The following is a 16519-nucleotide window of genomic DNA, read 5'->3' as shown; positions in this document are numbered from 1 at the left end:
CCCTGCCGGGCGCCGACCAACTGGACGTCTACGCGAGGACCAGCTTCTCGCCGCCCGTCGGGTGGTCGGCCATCGCGACGCTACGGATCGCCGGGTCGTCGTAGGTGTTCCAGTAGTAGGTCGCGGTGCTGGAGGAGAAGAGCCCTGTGTAGACGGTGATCTCGAACTCGCCCGACCCCATCGCCGCGCACCCGTCGACCATCGCGACCTGCTGCAGCGTGTGGAAGGCCCGGCTCACGTTCTCCGCCTCGGTCCCCTTGGCCGGGTAGTGGGCGTTGACGTATGCGGCACGGACGAACCGTGAGGGCGAGTAGTAGTCCCCGGGGATGCCGCGCATGTGCGAGCCCGAGCCGAACGGGGTGAGGTGCGCCCTGCCCAGCTCGGTCTCCGGGGGGAACTCGGGGGAGGTGTTGAGGTAGTTGCGCAGGTTCTCGTGGTGCCACGCGAACCCGGGCTGGTTGGTCAGGACGTCGACGTCGTCGTCGAAGACCTGCATGCCCTCGCTCGTGTGCTCCACCACGATCGAGCGCTTCCCGTCGGCGACGATCCAGTGGAGCAGCGAGCTCGGGTACCTGTCGTTGATCGGCCTGTCGACGATCACCACGTCCTTGAGCGCCGCCTCGACCTCGTCGACGCTCGCGAACTGCGAGCAGACCCACAGCGGGAACTCGTACGCGGCGACGTTGACCGCGCCCTCGACGGGTCCGGGGGCGTACGCCGCGTACCCCGGGAAGTTGAGCCCGGCCACGGCCAGACCGGCGTCGTTGCCGCAGTCGAAGTAGAGGGGGGTGTCCTCCTCCACGATGCCCATGCCGATGGTCGCGTGCTCGATGCCGGGCACCGCGCCGAACGGCGACCTCGGCGCGTAGCCGGTGGGGGTCAGCACCACCTGCTGGCCGTAGCCGCTCGTCCAGTCGAGGTTCCGTGCGAGGTAGACGCTGCCCTGGCCGTCCGAGAACCTGATTCCCGTACACATGGCGATGCTCCCGTCGTCGGTGCGGATCGCGGCGGACGCGGCTCGTCATGCCCTCCGCGTCGTGCCCCCGTCCTCCCATGGTCGGCTCCGCCCGCCGGTCCCGCTCATCGGGGCGCAGGTCCGCTCCCAGGCAGGAGACGCCGACGACTTGGTTGATCCGCCCACCCGGGGGAATGATCGACCCATGCTCACCCTCACCGGAGCCGCCGGCTCGCGCATCGTCGGGATCGGCCACCACCAGCCCGAGCGGACGCTCACCAACGACGACATCGCCCAGCTGGTCGAGACGAACGACGAGTGGATCCGGTCCCGCACCGGCATCGTGACGCGGCACGTCGCGGCCGAGGACGAGACCGTGGCGGACATGGCCACCGCCGCCGCCCGGCACGCCCTGCAGGACGCCGGGGTCGCGGCGAGCGACGTCGACATGGTCATCGTCGCGACGGCCACGGCGCGCGACCGGTCGCCCAACACCGCGGGCCGCGTGGCGTACAACCTGCGCACGGGCGTCATGCCTGGCCAGTCCACGCCCGAGGAGGACGACGCGCCCGACCTGCGCGGCGTCGTCGGGCCCGTGATCCTGGACGTCAACGTCGCGTGCTCGGGCTTCGCGCACGCCCTGGCGCTCGCGGACCAGGCGATCCGCACGGGCGCCGCGACCACGGCCCTCGTGATCGGCGCCGAGAAGCTCACCGACTTCACCGACTGGACCGACCGCGTGACGTGCATCCTCACGGCCGACGGCGCGGGCGCGTTCGTGGTGCAGGGCACCGACACCCCGGGGATCGGGCCGGTCGCGTGGGGCTCGGAGCCCGAGCTGACCCCCGCCGTGCTCATCGAGGCCCCGGACGAGAAGTTCGTGCAGGACGGTCGCGCGGTGTTCCGCTGGGCCATCACGCGCGCGGCGGACCGGGCGCGCGCCGCGGTCGAGAAGTGCGGCCTGACGCTCGACGACATCGAGGTGCTCGTCGCGCACCAGGCGAACCTGCGCATCATCGAACCGCTCGCCAAGGCGCTGGGCCTCGAGGACAAGGTCGTCGTCACGGACATCACCGAGTCGGGCAACACGTCGGCCGCGAGCATCCCGCTGGGCCTGTCGAAGTGGTGGCACGCGGGCAAGATCCCGGCGGGCGTGCCCGCGCTGCTCATCGGCTTCGGTGGCGGCTTCGCGTGGGCCGGGCAGGTCGTGACGACGCCCACGCGCTGAGCGGGGGCGTCGAGGACCGCCCCTGACGGAGGCCGGCCCGCCGAGACGGCGGGACACCCGCGTGCCACGCTGGGCGCATGGCTCGTGACGTGCGCGTGCGCCGACTGCGCCGCGAGGCGTGGGGGTTCATCGTCGGTTCGACGTGCTTCCTGGTCGGTGCGGTGCCGTTCTACGCGCAGGCCGTGGGGCCCGTCGTCGTCGGTGCGACGTTCTGCGTGGGGTCGGTCTTCTTCACGCTCGCGGCGGCGGTCCAGCTCAGCCTCAGCGGCCGGCGCGTGCCGCGTCGGGGCACCAGCCCGGCCGACCGCTGGGACTGGTGGGCCGCGGCCGTCCAGCTCGCGGGGACCGTCTTGTTCAACATCAGCACCGCGGCGGCGCTGGGTGCGGCGATCGCCGACCCCGCGCGTCTGGGCGCGGGCTGGCGGCCCGACGCCTACGGGTCGGTCGCGTTCCTCGTCTCGAGCGCGTTCGCGGTCGTCGCGACCCGGGACCGTGGTCACCTGTGGGACGCGGACGCGCGTACGTGGCACGGGACGTGGCTCAACCTGGTGGGCTCGGTCGCGTTCGGCGCGTCGGCCGTGGGGGCGTACGTGGTGCCGCAGACGGACTCGCTCGTGAGCGCGTTCTGGGCGAACCTCGGGACCCTGTTAGGGGCGGTGTGCTTCCTGGTCGCGGCGCTGCTGTCGCGCCGCACGATCGACGAGGACGTGCCCGCCGCGTCGTGAGCCGGCTACCGCGGGGTGCGGACGCGCGTCGAGGACGCGGCGTCCAAGCCCTGCACGACGACGGCGCACCGGTCCTCGTCGTGGCTCGCCCCGTCGGCGGCGCGGTCGAGCAGGCGGCGCAGGGTCGCGCGGTCGGCGGCGTCGAGGCCTCCGAGCAGGTCGTCCTCGGCTGCTGCGACGCGGGTGTCGAGGTCGGCGAGGACCTCGCGCCCCTTGTCGGTCGCGACGATGCGTCGGGTGCGGCGGTCGGTCGGGTCGGCCTGCCGCTCGACGAGGTCGCAGTCGACGTACTTGTCGATGAGGTAGGTCATGACGGTCCGGTCGATGCCGAGGCGAGCGGCGAGTGCGGCCTGGCTGGGCGGGGTGTCGTGCACGACGGCGGAGAGCACCTGGTAGCAGCGTGTCCCGTCGGGCAGGTCCTCGGCGAGCGAGTCGACGCGTGCGCTCCACTCGCGCAGGAGCGCGGCGAGGGGCCAGCCGAGGGGGCTGGGGGAGCGGGTGGTGTCGGGCGTCGCGAGGGTCACGGCACCAGGATAGCCTCGGAATGATCTCGACGGGAGATGAGTTGCCGATGATATCGTCTGCCACACAGACGACCTTGGAGACGACCGCCGCTCATCGCGGCACACGGAGCGCGCACGCATGACGGACTACGGCCACGACCTCGTCCTCGGGACCTTCCTGACCCCGCAGAACAGCGACCCGCACGCGCCCGTGCGCCTCGCGCAGATCACCGAGAACGCGGGGCTCGACCTCGTGACCTTCCAGGACCACCCCTACCAGCCCGCGTTCCTCGACGCGTGGACCCTCATGACCTGGGTGGCCGCCGCGACAGAGCGCGTGCACGTCGCGGCCAACGTCCACAACCTGCCGCTGCGCCCGCCGGCCGTCCTGGCCCGCTCGGCCGCGAGCCTCGACCTGCTCTCGGGCGGACGCTTCGCCATGGGGCTGGGTGCGGGGGCGTTCTGGGACGCGATCGAGGCCATGGGAGCCCAGCGCCTGACGCCGGGCGAGGCCGTCACGGCCCTCGACGAGGCCGTCGACATCATCCGCGGCATCTGGGACACGAGCGACCGCAAACCCCTGCGGGTGCACGGCACGCACCACCAGGTCGACGGCGCCAAGCGCGGTCCGGCCCCCGCGCACGACATCCCGATCTGGATCGGTGCCGTCAAGCCGCGCATGCAGCGGCTCATCGGCCGCAAGGGCGACGGCTGGCTGCCGTCGCTGTCCTACCTCCAGCCCGGTGACCTCGCCACGGGCAACGCCGTGATCGACGAGGCCGCGCTCGCGGCCGGTCGCGACCCGAGCGCGGTGCGCCGTCTGGTCAACGTCAACGGCAAGTTCACGGCGAACCGCCTGGGCTACCTCCAAGGTCCCGTCGAGCAATGGGTCGAGGAGCTCGGTGACCTCGCGCTCTCGGATGGAGTCTCGGGCTTCATCCTCGCGACCGACGACCCGCGCGAGATCCAGGTCCTCGGCGAGGAGGTCGCCCCGGCGCTGCGCGAGCTCGTCGCGGCCGAGCGCCGGTCGGCGGGCACGGCTCCGGCCGGTCGCCGTCGCGGCGCCCTGGCGCTCGCGGCCCGACGGGACGGGATCGACTACGAGTCGCTCCCGGCCGTGCTGACCGAGCGTGCCGTCGAGCCCGGCGACCGCGCCTACGACACCGTCCGCCACACCTACATGCGCTCGGGCGCGCCGGGCATCGTGCTGCGCCCGCGCACCGCGGACGAGGTCGCCGAGGCCGTCGTCTGGGCCGGCGAGCAGGGCGTGCCGCTCGCGGTCCGCTCGGCGGGCCACGGCATCAGCGGCCGTTCGACCAACGACGGCGGCGTGCTCCTCGACGTGGGCGCCCTGAACCAGGTCACGGTGCCCGACGACGGCTCGCACCGCGTGCGCCTGGGTGCGGGTGGGACGTGGGGCCAGGTCGCCGAGGCCCTCTCCCCGCGCGGCCTCGCGATCAGCTCGGGCGACTCGGGCGGCGTGGGCGTCGGCGGCCTCGCCACGACGGGCGGCATCGGCCTCCTGGGCCGCAAGCACGGCCTGACGATCGACCACGTGGTCGCCGCGGAGATCGTGACCGCCGACGGTCGGGTGCGCGTCGTCGACGCCGAGAACGACCCTGAGCTCTTCTGGGCCCTTCGCGGAGCGGGCGGCAACATGGGCGTCGTGACCTGGGTCGACGTCGAGGCGACACCCGTGACAGACCTCGTCTACTCGACCATGGTGCTCGACGCCTCGGACACCGCGGGCCTGCTCGAACGCTGGGCCGCGACCGTCGAGTCGGCGCCGCGCGAGCTCACGAGCTTCCTGCACATGAGCGGGGCGCGCGGTGGACGTGGCCCCATGGCCCAGCTCATGACCGTGTGGGCCGACGACGACACGGGGGCAGCGATCCGCGCGCTCGAGGCCCTCGCCGACTCGGCCCCTCTGCTCGACCACCAGGCCGTGCTGACGCCGTACTCGGGCATCGTGCGCCGGGCCGACGCCCAGCACTCGGGGGGCGCAGAGCCCGGCTCGCGCTCGGGCCTGATCGAGCACGTCGACCGGGCCGCGGCCCGCGACCTCGCCCGCTTCCTCGACGGCGGCGGCGCGCAGCTCCTCCAGCTCCGCGCGGTCGGCGGGGCGGTCAACGACGTCGCGCCCGACGCGACGGCGTACGCGCACCGCACGCAGAACTTCTCGGTCGCGGCGTTCGGGTCGCGCCGCGGACCCGGCGGGATCGACGGCGCGTGGGACGAGCTCGTGCACCCGCACACCGACGGGCTCTACCTGTCGTTCGAGACCGACCCCCGTCCCGAGCGCCTGCGCGAGGCGTTCCCCGAGCCGACGCTCTCGCGCCTGCGACAGGTCAAGCGTCAGGTCGACCCGACGAACCTGTTCTCGGCGAACTTCCCGATCCCGCCGGCGGACGCCTGAGTTCCTGCGGGTCGCTCGTGACCGCGAGCGGCCCGCAGACCGCCGTGGGGGGCTGGGTGCAGAATGGCAGCATGCCTCTCGCACCCCGCTACCTCGCCGCCGACGACCGCTACGAGTCCATGACGTACCGGCGATCCGGTCGCAGCGGCCTCGCCCTGCCCACACTGTCGCTGGGCCTCTGGCACAACTTCGGCGACGTGAACCCGTTCGACAACCAGCGCGCGATCCTGCGCCGGGCGTTCGACCTCGGGATCACGCACTTCGACCTCGCGAACAACTACGGCCCGCCCTACGGCTCGGCCGAGGAGAACTTCGGGCGCCACCTCGCGCGCGACCTGCGGCCCTACCGCGACGAGCTCGTGATCTCGAGCAAGGCCGGGTACGACATGTGGCCCGGCCCCTACGGTGACGGCGGCTCGCGCAAGTACCTGCTGTCCTCGCTCGACCAGTCGCTCGCGCGCATGGGCCTCGACTACGTCGACATCTTCTACTCGCACCGGTTCGACCCCACGGTCCCGCTCACCGAGACCATGGGCGCGCTCCACACGGCCGTGGTGAGCGGGCGGGCGCTGTACGTCGGCGTCTCCAACTACTCGCCATCGCAGACCCGCGAGGCCGCGCAGATCCTCGCCGACCTCGGCACGCCGCTGCTCATCCACCAGCCCAGCTACTCGATGTTCAACCGGCACGTCGAGCTGCCCGAGGCCGGGCGCGAGGACGGCGAGAACCTTCTCGACGTCGTCGAGGACCTCGGCGTCGGGACCATCGTCTTCTCGCCGCTCCAGCAGGGGCTGCTCACGGACCGTTACCTCTCGGGCGAGGTGCCCGCGGACTCGCGCGCCGCCGTCGGGCACTTCCTCAAGCCCGCCGCCATCTCCGAGACCTACCTCGAGCGCGCCCGTGTGCTGAACGAGATCGCGGCCGGGCGCGGGCAGTCGCTCGCGCAGCTCGCGCTGAGCTGGGTCCTGCGCGACGAGCGCATCACGTCGGCGCTCGTCGGGGCGAGCAGCGTCGCGCAGCTCGAGAACAACGTCGCCGCGCTCGACGCTCCCGCGCTCACGGTCGAGGAGATCGCGGCGATCGAGCCGTTCGCGGTCGACGGCACGACGCGCTGAGCCCACCCGCTCGACCCGGCAGCCGGACCCGAGGTCCGTCGGTCCGCGACGGCACGTCGCCTGACGGACCTCGGGCTCGGCGACCACGTCACCGAGGATGCCGCGCAGGTCGTGGCGTTCAGCTCCAGCGCTGGACCGCGAGCGGCGCGGCCTCGGCGAGCTCGCGGACCACGGGGTGCTCGCTGTCGGCGAGGACCTGCTGCAGAGGGCCGGACTCGACGAACTCGCCGTCGACGAGGAGGTGCGCGGACGACGTCATGCGGTGCACGAGCTCGAGGTCGTGCGAGACCAGGAGCACACCCGTGCCGAGGCGCGTGGCCGTCTCCTTGACCCGCCCGGCGATCTCGCCGCGCATGGTCGGGTCGAGCGCCGTGAGCGGCTCGTCGAGGAGCAGCACGTCGGGCCGTGTCGCGAGCGCACGGGCCATGGCCACGCGCTGACGCTCGCCGCCCGACAGCGTGCGCAGCGGGCGGTCGGCGTAGCGGTGCTCGAGGGCGACGAGGTCCAGCAGGTCCTCGATCGACTGCCCCGAGGGGCGCCCGCCCTTGCGTGCGTCGGTCAGCCCGGACTTGAGCACGTGCGTCACGGTGCTCGCGGGGTCGATGCCCGGCAGGCCGTCCTGCGACACGCGCCGCACCGCGGCCTTGAACGTCTTCTTGTCGCGCCGACCGAGGCGCGTCACGGTCCGTCCGCCCCACGTCACGGTCCCGTTCGACGGCTTGACCTCGCCCAGCAGCGCGCTCACGAGCGTCGACTTCCCGACGCCCGACGGGCCGACGATCCCCACGGGCTCCTGCCCCGCCGCGAGCTCGATCGAGACGCCGCGCAGGACGTCCTCGCCGCCGTGCCCGGCCCAGAGGTCGCGCGCCTGCAGGATGTGGCTGGTCGTCATGCCCGGTCCTTCCGAGGGTGGGTCAACCGATACGGGGGCATGAGTGTCCCCGGTGGTCCAACGAACGACGGTACCCGCGTTCTCCCGGTGGGAGGTGCGTCGCGGGTCACACCGGCGCGCACGGCCGTCGCCGCGGCGCAGACGCTGGGCCCGTCAGTCGCTCGTCGTCCACGCTGACGGCGCCGTGACCACGTCCCGCAGCACGGTGCGCGCGCCGCCGATCATGGCCGCGTGCCCCGCGACGAGCGCGGGCCGCAGGTCGAGCTCGGTCCAGGGCGACGCGAGGACGCGGGTCGTGAGCTCGGTCGTCAGGGCCTCGCGCAGGTAGGGCAGCAGGTCGGTGTAGATGCCGCCCAGCAGCACGGTCTCGATGTCGACGAGGTTGACGAAGTTCGCGAGCGCGCGCCCCAGCGCGGTCCCTGCCGAGGTCGCGGCCTCGCGGGCCGACGGCGTGCCCTCCGCGAGTGCGTCGAGGAACGTCTCGACGGGCTCGTCCACGGGGATGCCGGCTGCGCGCAGCATCGCGTCCTTGCCCGCGTACTGCTCGAGGCAGCCCGTGGCCCCGCACAGGCAGCGCGGTCCGTGCGGGTCGACCACGACGTGCCCGATCTCGCCGCTCCAGCCCCGGTTCCCGAGGAAGAGCTCGCGGTCGATCACGATCGCGGAGCCGATGCCCACCTCGCCCGAGACGTAGAGGAACGACGACGGCACGGGGGGAGCGGCGTCGTCGGGCCTGCGGGCCTGCGTGCCCGCGCCGAGCTGCGCGAGGCCCGCGAGGTTGGCCTCGTTGGCGATCTCGACGGGCAGGCGGTCGGGCAGGCCGAGGAGCGGCAGGGGCAGGAACGAGGACCAGCCGAGGTTGGGGGCGACCTGGAGGCGGCCCGCGCGGGCGTCGACCAGGCCGGGCAGCGCGAGGCGAGCGCCCGCGACCTGCATGTCCTGGGCCTCGACGTCCTCGACGAGGCGGCGGGCGAGCGCGCCCAGGCGCCCGAGGACCTCGGCGGGGTCGCTGCCGTGCAGGTCGCCCGGCACGACCTCCTGCGCGACGACCTGCCCCGTGAGGTCGAGGACGGTGCCGCCCAGGTAGTCGACGTTGACCTCGAGGCCCAGCCCGACGATGGTCCGCTCGGCGGGCGTGAGGGGGACGGCGGGGCGTCCGGCGCGCAGGGGGGTCACCGGTGGGAGCTCGCGCACGAGGCGGGCCTCGATGAGCTGGTCGACGAGCACGGACACCGTGGCGCGCGTGAGCCCGGTGGCGGCGGCGACGTCGGCGCGCGAGCGGGGGCGTGGCGCGTCGAAGAGCGCCTGGGAGACCAGGGCGAGGTTGTACTCGCGCAGGGTGTGCTGGCGGGCGGCCGTGGGGCGCGCCCGGGTGGGCGTCCTGACGCCGGTCGAGGACTCGTCGCGGTTCACGTCTTGACCTTACCGACAGGACCGCATAAGTTCATCCATACAACAAATGACGGCCTGCTCGATGACGGAGCCGGCCCATCTCGACGAGGAGACTGTCGTGGCTGACGCGATCGACCAGAACATCAACTTTTCCTTCGGCCTGTGGACCGTGGGCTGGACCGGCCAGGACCAGTTCGGCGGAGCCAGCCGCCCCCACCTCGACCCGGCCGAGTCCGTGCGCAAGCTCGCCGACCTGGGCGCGTGGGGCTTCACGTTCCACGACGACGACGTCGTGCCCTTCGGCTCCGACGACGCGACCCGCGAGCAGCTCCTCGGCGAGGTCAAGAAGGCCGCCGACGAGACCGGCCTGACCATCGAGATGGTCACGACCAACCTCTTCTCCCACCCCGTCTTCAAGGACGGCGGCCTCACCTCGAACGACCGCGGCGTCCGCCGCTACGCGCTGCGCAAGGTCCTGCGCAACGTCGACCTCACCGCGTCGCTCGGCGCCAAGACGTTCGTCATGTGGGGTGGCCGCGAGGGCACCGAGTACGACGGCGCCAAGGACCTCCACTCCGCGCACGAGCGCTACGCCGAAGGCCTCGACCTCACGGCCGCGTACATCAAGGACCAGGGCTACGACATCAAGATCGCGCTCGAGCCCAAGCCCAACGAGCCCCGCGGCGACATCTTCCTCCCCACCATCGGGCACGCCCTCGCGCTCATCGCGAAGCTCGAGCACGGCGACATCGTGGGCCTCAACCCCGAGACGGGCCACGAGCAGATGGCCGGCCTGAACTACACGCACGGCCTCGCGCAGGCGCTGTGGGCCGGCAAGCTCTTCCACATCGACCTCAACGGCCAGCGGTCCATCAAGTTCGACCAGGACCTCGTGTTCGGCCACGGCGACCTGCTCTCCGCGTTCTTCACGGTCGACCTCGTCGAGAACGGCTTCCCCAACGGCGGGCCCCGCTACGAGGGCCCCCGCCACTTCGACTACAAGCCCTCGCGCACCGAGAACGAGGTCGGCGTCTGGGACTCGGCCAAGGCCAACATGGAGACCTACTCGATGCTCGCGCGCAAGTCCGCCGAGTACCGGGCCGACCCCGAGGTCCAGGCCGCGTTCAAGCACGCAGGCGTGTTCGAGCTCGGCGAGACCACCCTGGGTGCGGGCGAGACCGTCGCCGACCTGATCGCGGACCGCGGCGCCTACGAGGAGTTCGACGTCGAGGCCGCCGCCGAGCGTGACTTCGGCTTCGTGCGCCTCAACCAGCTCGCGCTCAAGCACCTGATCGGCTGATGGGCGGCTCTCCCGGGTCGGCCGCCGACGTCCTCGTCGCAGGGGTCGACTCGTCGACGCAGTCGTGCAAGGTCGTCGTCCGTGACGCGCGCACCGGGGCCCTGGTGCGCTCGGGCTCGGCGTCGCACCCCGACGGCACCGAGGTCTCGCCCGACGCCTGGTGGGCGGCGTTCCGCACCGCGGCCGAGGTCGCGGGCGGGCTCGACGACGTCGCGGCCCTGGCCGTGGGCGGTCAGCAGCACGGCATGGTCGTGCTCGACGCCGACGGCGAGGTGATCCGTCCCGCGCTCCTGTGGAACGACACCCGCTCGGCCGGCGCCGCGCAGGACCTGATCCGTGAGCTCGGCGCCGGGGACCCCGGTGCCGGGGCCAAGGCGTGGGCCGAGGCCGTCGGGTCCGTGCCCGTCGCGTCGCTGACCGTGACCAAGCTGCGCTGGCTGCGCGACGCCGAGCCGCAGAACGCGGCGCGGGTCGCGGCCGTCGCGCTCCCGCACGACTGGCTGACGTGGCGGATCGCCGGCTACGGGCCGCGGAGCGAGGGCCTCGAGCCCGACCTCGGCGCGCTCGTGACCGACCGGTCCGACGCGTCCGGGACGGGCTACTTCGACGCCTCGGCCGACGGCGGGCGCGGTACCTACCGCACCGACCTGCTCGAGCTCGCGCTCGGACGTTCGGACGTCGCCCTGCCCCGGGTCCTCGGGCCTGGGGAGTCCGGCGGTGCGGCGGCGGGGACGGCAGCCGGGGCGGGCGTCCCGGACGGGGCCCTGATCGGCCCCGGCGCGGGCGACAACGCGGCCGCGGCCCTGGGCCTCGGCATGCGAGCGGGCGACGTCGCGGTCTCGATCGGGACCTCGGGCGTCGTCTCCGCGATCGCGACGTCCCCCACGGCCGACGCGAGCGGGCTCGTCAACGGCTTCGCCGACGCCACGGGCAACTACCTGCTGCTCGGGGTGACCCTCAACGCGAGCCGCGTCCTCGACGCGACCGCGCGGGTCCTGGGCGTGGACCACGCGGGCCTGTCCCGGCTCGCGCTCCAGGCCCCGGCGGGCGCCGACGGCCTCGTGCTCGTCCCCTACCTCGAGGGTGAGCGCACGCCGAACCGGCCCGACGCCAGCGGCACGCTGCACGGCATGCGGCTGGCGACCATGACGCCCGCGCACCTCGCGCGGGCCGCCGTGGAGGGCATGCTGTGCGGCCTGGCCGACGGGCTCGACGCCCTGCGCGCGCAGGGCGTGCAGGTCGAGCGCCTCCAGCTCATCGGGGGCGGTGCGCAGTCCGAGGCGGTGCGGCGCATCGCACCACAGGTCTTCGGCCTGCCCGTCACGGTCCCCGAGCCGGGCGAGTACGTCGCCGACGGCGCCGCTCGCCAGGCAGCCTGGGTGCTGTCGGGCGAGGCGGAGGCTCCCCGGTGGGAGACGTCGTCGAGCAGCGACTACGACGCGGACCCCGAGCCCGGGATCCGCGCGGGGTACGCGGCGGTGCGCGACCTGACCTGAGGTCGGGTTGCTGTCGGCGCTCTTCGCGCCGTTGTCCCTGTGACCGCAGCGAAGGGGCCGCCGTTCCTGCGGGAACGGCGGCCCCTTCGCCGTGCACGGCTCGGTGCGCCGCTCAGTGGCGACGCCGTGCGAGGTACCAAGTGCCCGCTGCCGCCGCGGCGAGCGAGGCCGCCGCCACCGCCGCGAGAGTCTGCGCGAGGCTCGCGCCCGCAGGTCCGGAGCCGGTGCCGGCCCCGCCCGGCGAGACAGGCTGCGCGGCAGGCGCGGCGAGCGTCGCGGTGGTCGCGACGAAGCTCGGCGCAGGATGTGCGCCTGCCGGGTCGGTGTCGACCCACTCGTACGAGCCTTCCGTGCACGTCTGGGTCGTCGGGAACCAGAAGGCCTGCCCGGCGGTGCCCGTGACCCTGGCGACGAGCTCGAACCGGGCAGCGGTGCCGTCGGCGACCGGGGTCCCCTCCCAACGGACCACGCCAGGCTCCTCCTCCGCGGCCCATCCCTCCGGCTGGACGGTCGAGACCGCCTCGACCCCCGCGGGGAGCATGACGTCGAGGCCCGTCGTCGGGGCGCCGTCGCAGCCGTGCTCGAACGAGAACGTGAGCGTGGTGGTGCCGTCCCCGTTCGGCGTCGCGGTCTCCAGGAGGACGTGGGCCACCGCGCCCCGCGCCCCCGTCACGGTCAGCAGCGCGGCGAGGCCGAGGGCCGCGGCTGCGCGTGCACCGTGCCGACGGCGTGGTGGGGCTGTGCGGTGGCCGGGTACGGCACCGCGGCGGACCGCCGGGCCGGTGATCGGTCGGGTGGGGCGCGTCATGGGGAGACCTCCACGGGAAGCGTGACGACCGGGTTCTCGTACTTCGAGGTGCGGACGCCGACCGTGACGTCCCACGCCCCGGCCATCGGCAGGTCGATCGAGGCCAGGTAGGTCCCAGGGCCCGTCCGTGTGACGGTGGGCGTGAAGGGGCCGAGGCCCAGCTCGGGCTGCGTGAGCCCGACCTCGGGGAGCGCGACCGGGTCGAACGGGGCGCCGTCGGCGTCGAGCACGGTCAGCTCGAGCGAGTTGATGCCCAGTGCGCCCGGGGTGACCCGGGCCCGGAGCGACCCGGACCCGAGGGGTTCGTCGAACTCCTGGGCGGGCAGCGTGCTCTGCGCCTCGACGGGGGCCCGGGTCTGCGCCTCGACCGGGCTCTGGGAGACGAGCACCCCGGTCACGACCAGCAGCACCGTCAGGATCGACGCCTCGGCGACGACCGTCCGGCGCAGACGCAGACGCCCCTCGGGGCCCTCCGCGACGTGCGGGACCAGCCCGTACCGGTTCCACGCCGCGATCGCCACGAGGCTCAGGGCCAGGGCGACCTTGACCAGGAGCGTCCGGCCGTACCCGGTGGTCACCAGCGCGTCGAGCGAGCCGAGGATGCGCCAGGCCAGCAGCACACCGCTCAGGGCGAGCGCGAGGACGAGCCACGCGCCCACGGTCGAGAAGCGCAGGACCGTGCGCGCCGAGCGCTGGGCAGACGCCCCCGAGGAGCGCGCGAGCAGGAGGCACAGCCCCACGATCCCGCCGAACCAGACCGACCCTGCAGCCACGTGCAGCACGTCGGCGCCGAGCACGAGCCACGCCGGACCGAACGTCCGGGTGTGCCCCACGACCGCCAGCGACGTCACGGCCACCGCGGCAGCACCGACCGTGAGCGGGACGGGCCACCGCCGACGGGTCGCCCGACCCGCCCGGGGGCAGAGCACGGTCGCGACACCGAGCCCCACCAGGCCGAGGAGAGCTGCCAGGGCCGACTCGGACCCGAGGGCCACGCCCCAGACCTCCGGTTCCAGCAGTGCGCTGGCCCCGCGGCCCGCCTGCCACACGGCCGTGACCGGCACCGAGACGAGCAGCCCCGCCCCGGCGAGGACCGCGAGCCCCCGGCGCGCGCGGTCGAGCCGGTGCCGGAGCACGGGCATGGCCCCCGGCGTCGCGTCGAGCAGCAGGAGCTCGAAGACCACGAGGCCCCCCACCCCGAGGGCCCCGACGTAGACGAACGCCTGGGACGCCCGGCGCAGCGTCGAGACCGCCGCCGACGTCGACGGCTCCGGTACCTCGGCGACGGTGTCGCTCGGTGCTCCGACCGAGAACGTGAACGCGCCCGCGACCGGGTGCGTGTCCCCGGACGTGACGCGCCAGCTCACGACGTACGTGCCGTCGTCGAGCACCGCGGGCACCGCGATCTCCACCCGGGAGTCGACCGCCGTGGGCGTGACGGCGACGGCCGTCCCCGCGGCGTCGAGCAGTGCGACGCCGCCGGGCGGCACCTGGACGGGTTCGTTGAACGTGAGGGTCAGCAGGGCGGGGGAGTCCTCGACGACGGAGCCGTCCCGAGGATCGCTGTCGACGATCACGGCGTGGGCCGCGGCCGGGGAGGCTGACGCGAGCATCAGCACCACCCCGGCCACGGCCGACACCACGACCGCCGTCACCCCGCGCAGGACGCGGGCGACGTTCATCGGTCGCGTCAGGCCTTGGGGCGACGGGCGAACGCGGCGCCGCCCAGGCCGAGCCCCGCCGCACCGAGCACGAGGGCGACCCCGGACAGGACGAGGGGCAGCGACGACGGCTCGTCCGACGACCCGGCCGCGTCGGCCGTACCGTCGGTGCCGTCGGCGCTCGAGGCCTCTGCGACGGCCTCGTCGGAGACCGTCTCGACGTCCCCGTGCCCCTCCTCGGCCTCGGTGATCGTCAGGACCGGGGCGGGAAGCTCCAGGTCGTGCGGGTCCTCGCCCTCGGCCGCGACCTGGACCCAGGCCGACTCGCCCTCCTGGCACGTCTGGACGGTCGGGAAGACGAGGGTCTCGCCGACGGCGTCGGGGAGCTTGGTCGACAGGACGAGGGCGTCCCGGTAGCCGTCGGGCAGCGGGGTCCTCGCGGTGTAGACGATCTCGCCGACGCGCTCGGTGAGCTGGCCGCCGTGACCGTCGTCGATCGGGGTCGCGAGGGTCACCATGACCTTCTCGACGTCCCAGCCGGGGTTGACCGTGGGGGTCACGCTCGTGATCGGCTCGGGGATCTGGATCGAGACCTTGGTCGTCGACGACTCGCCGCAACCGTGCGGGACGCCGAACGTCAGGAGGGCGTAGGAGCCCGCGGTGGTCGTGTCGGGGTTGACCGACACGTGGGCGGACGCGCCGCTCGCGCCGAGCGCGAGGAGCAGGGTCGTCGCCGCGGCGACGGTGAGGAGCTTCGGTGAACGCTTCATGATCTCAGGCACAGGCCTTCCGTGGTCGAACGCAGGGTCGCTCCCGCCGCGGGCACGGTGGCTCCGCCGTCGTCGGCCCGCGGTCGGTGGACGCGCGGGGGCACGGCTCGACGACGTGCGGGTCGTCGAGGCGGCAGGGAGCGGGTCGCGGCAGGGGCCGCGACCGAGGTCAAGGTGCTGCGAGGACCAGGACGGGAGGCGCGCGCCCCATGACCGCACCGCGGCCGGGGGCGGCGGGGGCGGGGGGCGTCGAGGCGAGGACGAGGACGCCGCGCCCCCGGGAGGCGGGGCGACGAAGGAGGCGCGGGACCGAGCGCATGGTCAGCCACGACCACAGGGTCCACAGCGCCCGGTCGGCGTGGGTCAGGAGCACCGAGACGACGAGGGTCGCGAGCATGTGCGCGGCGAGCATGGGCACGGGGTTCTCGGCGGCGTGCACGTGCGCGGGCACCGGGGACGCCGCGAGGAGCGCGCACTGCTCGAACGTGTAGTGCAGGACGACCTGACCCAGACCGAGGACGCCCAGCAGGAGCGGCAGCGCCAGGCGGCGGCCCAGGACGCCGCGCAGCATCACGGCCGTGAGCATCACGAGGACCACGACCGGGACGGCTCCCGGTGCCGCACCCCCGGCGAGGCGGTGCGAGACCAGGGACAGCCCGACGACCGCGGTGGCGAGCAACCCTGCTCGAACCCCGCGCAGCAGACCGACCGCTGGTGACAGCACGCGACGACTGTAGCGGTCGTCCGGGCGGAGATGTACCCCTTGTCCAGCGGGCCGGCGGTCACGCGCCGCCTGCGAACCCCGTCTGTCTCCATGCCTCGTAGATCGCGATCGACGCGCTGTTGGTCAGGTTGAGCGACCGGCGCCCGGGCTGCATGGGGATCTTGACGTGGTCGGTGATCCGGGAGTGGGCCAGGACGTCGTCGGGCAGGCCGGTGGGTTCGGGGCCGAACAGCAGCACGTCGCCCGGGCGGTACTCGACGTCGGTGTGGCGGGTCGTGGCCTTGGTCGTGAACGCGAAGACGCGCGCCTCGGGCATCGAGTTCAGGGCGACGTCGAGGTCGGCGTGGACCTCCAGCGCGGCGAGGTCGTGATAGTCGAGACCTGCGCGGCGGAGCTTGGGCTCGTCGAGGTCGAAGCCCAGGGGTTCGACGAGGTGCAGGCGGGCGCCGGTCACGGCCGCGAGGCGGATCGCGTTGCCCGTGTTGCCGGGGATGCGGGGCTCGAAGAACACGAGGTGGGGCAGCGTCGGGGCCG

Annotated in this window: 15 protein-coding genes; 6 read left to right on the top strand and 9 right to left on the bottom strand. The window is 73.7% G+C overall.

The window, feature by feature from the left end; all coding sequences use genetic code 11:
- Positions 1-28: 28 nt before the first annotated feature.
- Entirely contained in the window at positions 29-976 is a 948-nt protein-coding gene (gene bsh / locus IE95_RS0116840; RefSeq protein ID WP_030152999.1) for a choloylglycine hydrolase, read from the bottom strand.
- Between the two features lie 184 nt (positions 977-1160).
- On the opposite strand from bsh, the gene IE95_RS0116835 reads away from it, so the two are divergent.
- Both IE95_RS0116835 and IE95_RS0116830 read left to right on the top strand, forming a co-directional pair.
- Positions 1161-2183, top strand: a complete 1023-nt coding sequence (locus tag IE95_RS0116835; protein ID WP_030152997.1) for a 3-oxoacyl-[acyl-carrier-protein] synthase III C-terminal domain-containing protein — start codon at positions 1161-1163, stop codon at positions 2181-2183.
- A gap of 77 nt (positions 2184-2260) precedes the next feature.
- A complete protein-coding gene (locus IE95_RS0116830) occupies positions 2261-2908 on the top strand; it encodes a YrhK family protein (RefSeq protein ID WP_030152994.1) in 648 nt (215 codons plus the stop codon).
- Positions 2909-2913: 5 nt separating this feature from the next.
- Here IE95_RS0116830 and IE95_RS0116825 read toward each other — a convergent pair whose 3' ends face one another.
- Entirely contained in the window at positions 2914-3432 is a 519-nt protein-coding gene (locus IE95_RS0116825) for a MarR family winged helix-turn-helix transcriptional regulator (protein ID WP_030152992.1), read from the bottom strand.
- A 118-nt stretch (positions 3433-3550) separates the two neighbouring features.
- On the opposite strand from IE95_RS0116825, the gene IE95_RS0116820 reads away from it, so the two are divergent.
- Together IE95_RS0116820 and mgrA are read left to right on the top strand one after the other, a co-directional pair.
- On the top strand, positions 3551-5827 hold the full coding sequence (locus IE95_RS0116820) for an LLM class flavin-dependent oxidoreductase (protein ID WP_030152989.1): 2277 nt from the start codon (positions 3551-3553) through the stop codon (positions 5825-5827).
- A 71-nt stretch (positions 5828-5898) separates the two neighbouring features.
- Entirely contained in the window at positions 5899-6942 is a 1044-nt protein-coding gene (mgrA, locus tag IE95_RS0116815) for an L-glyceraldehyde 3-phosphate reductase (RefSeq protein ID WP_030152987.1), read from the top strand.
- Positions 6943-7060: 118 nt separating this feature from the next.
- Here mgrA and IE95_RS0116810 read toward each other — a convergent pair whose 3' ends face one another.
- Both IE95_RS0116810 and IE95_RS0116805 read right to left on the bottom strand, forming a co-directional pair.
- Positions 7061-7834, bottom strand: coding sequence for an ABC transporter ATP-binding protein (locus tag IE95_RS0116810; RefSeq protein WP_030152985.1), 774 nt, complete (start codon positions 7832-7834; stop codon positions 7061-7063).
- Positions 7835-7987: 153 nt separating this feature from the next.
- Positions 7988-9247, bottom strand: coding sequence for an ROK family protein (locus IE95_RS0116805; protein WP_030152983.1), 1260 nt, complete (start codon positions 9245-9247; stop codon positions 7988-7990).
- A 61-nt stretch (positions 9248-9308) separates the two neighbouring features.
- On the opposite strand from IE95_RS0116805, the gene xylA reads away from it, so the two are divergent.
- Together xylA and xylB are read left to right on the top strand one after the other, a co-directional pair.
- Entirely contained in the window at positions 9309-10526 is a 1218-nt protein-coding gene (gene xylA, locus IE95_RS0116800; protein WP_051703245.1) for a xylose isomerase, read from the top strand.
- A complete protein-coding gene (gene xylB, locus IE95_RS0116795; RefSeq protein WP_030152979.1) occupies positions 10526-12022 on the top strand; it encodes a xylulokinase in 1497 nt (498 codons plus the stop codon). The genes xylA and xylB overlap by 1 nt, the downstream gene beginning before the upstream one ends.
- 112 nt (positions 12023-12134) lie before the next feature.
- On the opposite strand, the gene IE95_RS0116790 is transcribed toward xylB, so the two are convergent.
- The 5 genes from IE95_RS0116790 to IE95_RS0116770 form a co-directional block, all read right to left on the bottom strand.
- A complete protein-coding gene (locus IE95_RS0116790; protein WP_030152976.1) occupies positions 12135-12830 on the bottom strand; it encodes a DUF1775 domain-containing protein in 696 nt (231 codons plus the stop codon).
- The gene (locus tag IE95_RS0116785) at positions 12827-14512 is read right to left on the bottom strand and encodes a copper resistance CopC/CopD family protein (RefSeq protein ID WP_030152974.1); all 1686 of its coding nucleotides are present in this window, start codon (positions 14510-14512) and stop codon (positions 12827-12829) included. The genes IE95_RS0116790 and IE95_RS0116785 overlap by 4 nt, the downstream gene beginning before the upstream one ends.
- An 8-nt stretch (positions 14513-14520) precedes the next feature.
- Positions 14521-15261 (bottom strand): YcnI family copper-binding membrane protein, encoded by a 741-nt coding sequence (locus IE95_RS0116780; RefSeq protein ID WP_030152972.1) that lies wholly within the window; start codon positions 15259-15261, stop codon positions 14521-14523.
- A gap of 169 nt (positions 15262-15430) precedes the next feature.
- Positions 15431-15985, bottom strand: a complete 555-nt coding sequence (locus IE95_RS0116775) for a hypothetical protein (protein WP_129429569.1) — start codon at positions 15983-15985, stop codon at positions 15431-15433.
- A 58-nt stretch (positions 15986-16043) separates the two neighbouring features.
- The gene (locus IE95_RS0116770; RefSeq protein ID WP_030152967.1) at positions 16044-16508 is read right to left on the bottom strand and encodes a tRNA (cytidine(34)-2'-O)-methyltransferase; all 465 of its coding nucleotides are present in this window, start codon (positions 16506-16508) and stop codon (positions 16044-16046) included.
- Positions 16509-16519 lie beyond the last annotated feature (11 nt).

This window comes from Oerskovia turbata (genome assembly GCF_000718325.1).
In the GTDB taxonomy this organism is placed as follows: Bacteria; Actinomycetota; Actinomycetes; order Actinomycetales; family Cellulomonadaceae; genus Oerskovia; species Oerskovia turbata.
The sequence above is the reverse complement of the archived record's forward strand: the minus strand, read 5'-3'. Positions and strand labels throughout refer to the sequence as shown.

Bases quoted from the DNA above. Each gene is read 5' to 3' on its own strand.
- bsh (WP_030152999.1), bottom strand. From the start codon at position 976: ATGTGTACGGGAATCAGGTTCTCGGACGGCCAGGGCAGCGTCTACCTC.
- IE95_RS0116835 (WP_030152997.1), top strand. From the start codon at position 1,161: ATGCTCACCCTCACCGGAGCCGCCGGCTCGCGCATCGTCGGGATCGGC.
- IE95_RS0116830 (WP_030152994.1), top strand. From the start codon at position 2,261: ATGGCTCGTGACGTGCGCGTGCGCCGACTGCGCCGCGAGGCGTGGGGG.
- IE95_RS0116820 (WP_030152989.1), top strand. From the start codon at position 3,551: ATGACGGACTACGGCCACGACCTCGTCCTCGGGACCTTCCTGACCCCG.
- mgrA (WP_030152987.1), top strand. From the start codon at position 5,899: ATGCCTCTCGCACCCCGCTACCTCGCCGCCGACGACCGCTACGAGTCC.
- IE95_RS0116810 (WP_030152985.1), bottom strand. From the start codon at position 7,834: ATGACGACCAGCCACATCCTGCAGGCGCGCGACCTCTGGGCCGGGCAC.
- xylA (WP_051703245.1), top strand. From the start codon at position 9,309: ATGACGGAGCCGGCCCATCTCGACGAGGAGACTGTCGTGGCTGACGCG.
- xylB (WP_030152979.1), top strand. From the start codon at position 10,526: ATGGGCGGCTCTCCCGGGTCGGCCGCCGACGTCCTCGTCGCAGGGGTC.
- IE95_RS0116790 (WP_030152976.1), bottom strand. From the start codon at position 12,830: ATGACGCGCCCCACCCGACCGATCACCGGCCCGGCGGTCCGCCGCGGT.
- IE95_RS0116785 (WP_030152974.1), bottom strand. From the start codon at position 14,512: ATGAACGTCGCCCGCGTCCTGCGCGGGGTGACGGCGGTCGTGGTGTCG.
- IE95_RS0116780 (WP_030152972.1), bottom strand. From the start codon at position 15,261: ATGAAGCGTTCACCGAAGCTCCTCACCGTCGCCGCGGCGACGACCCTG.